Here is a 1,107-nt window from a genome sequence, read left to right on the forward strand (position 1 = left end):
TGCGTGATGTCAGCCTATGGCGGTGCCTGCTGGGCGTCGAGAAGACGGTGATCGAGCGAGTCGAGTTCGACGAGGACGCCGATTTGTTGGTCGCGCATGTGCGGCCGACGAAGCGGCAGCGGGGCCGGTGTGGCATCTGTGGCCGGCGCAGCCCCGGCTATGACGCCGGGCCGGGTCGGCGGCGCTGGCGGGCGCTGGATCTGGCCACGGTGCGTGCCGAGCTCGAGGCGGAGTCGCCGCGGGTGCGGTGCCGCAGGCACGGGGTGGTGGTGGCGTCGGTGCCGTGGGCGCGGCACGATGCCGGCCATACCTACGCCTTCGACGAGACGGTCGCGTGGTTGGCGACCCAGTCGGCGAAGTCGACCGTGACGGCGTTGATGCGGATCGCCTGGCGCACGGTCGGCTCGATCATCACTCGCGTCTGGGCCGACGTGGAGGCCGGCACCGACCGGTTCGCGGGCCTGCGCCGGATCGGGATCGACGAGATCAGCTACAAGAAGGGCCACAAGTACCTGATGGTCGTCGTCGACCACGACCAGCGGCGGCTGGTGTGGGCAGCGCCCGGACGCGACCGCGCCACGGTGCGCCAGTTCTTCGACCTGCTCGGGCCTGAACGGTGCGCCCAGATCACGCATGTCTCCGCCGATGGCGCCGGCTTCATCGACGCGATCGTCGCGGAGAAGTGCCCGGCCGCGGTCCGCGTCGCTGACCCGTACCACGTCGTGTCGTGGGCCACCGACGCGCTCGACGAGGTGCGCCGGGAAGCGTGGAACGACGCCCGGACGCTGGCCCGGTCGGAGCCGAAGCGGGGTCGTGGCCGGCCCCGAGCCGATGCGCCACCACGGCCGGGCAGCGAGCGCGCCACGGCGCTCAAGGGCGCCCGCTACTCGCTCTGGAAGAACCCGGAGAACCTCACCGAGCACCAGCAGGTGAAACTCGCCTGGGTCGCGAAGACCGACCCGAAGCTGTATCGCTCGTACCTGCTCAAGGAAGGGCTGCGCGTCATCTTCCAGCTGCCCTACGCCGCGGCCGTCGAGGCGATCGACCGGCGGATCAGCTGGGCCCGCCGCTGCCGAATCCCGGCGTTCGTGAAGCTGCAGAAACGGA

The 1,107-nt window shown here is 70.9% G+C and carries 1 protein-coding gene; it reads left to right on the forward strand.

Annotated features, from left to right (window positions below; genetic code table 11):
• A partial coding sequence (locus ABD161_RS15635) for an ISL3 family transposase (protein WP_344005088.1) occupies positions 1-1,107 on the forward strand: 1,107 nt, incomplete at both ends.

It is taken from the genome of Microbacterium paludicola, assembly GCF_039529675.1.
In the GTDB taxonomy this organism is placed as follows: domain Bacteria; phylum Actinomycetota; class Actinomycetes; order Actinomycetales; family Microbacteriaceae; genus Microbacterium; species Microbacterium paludicola.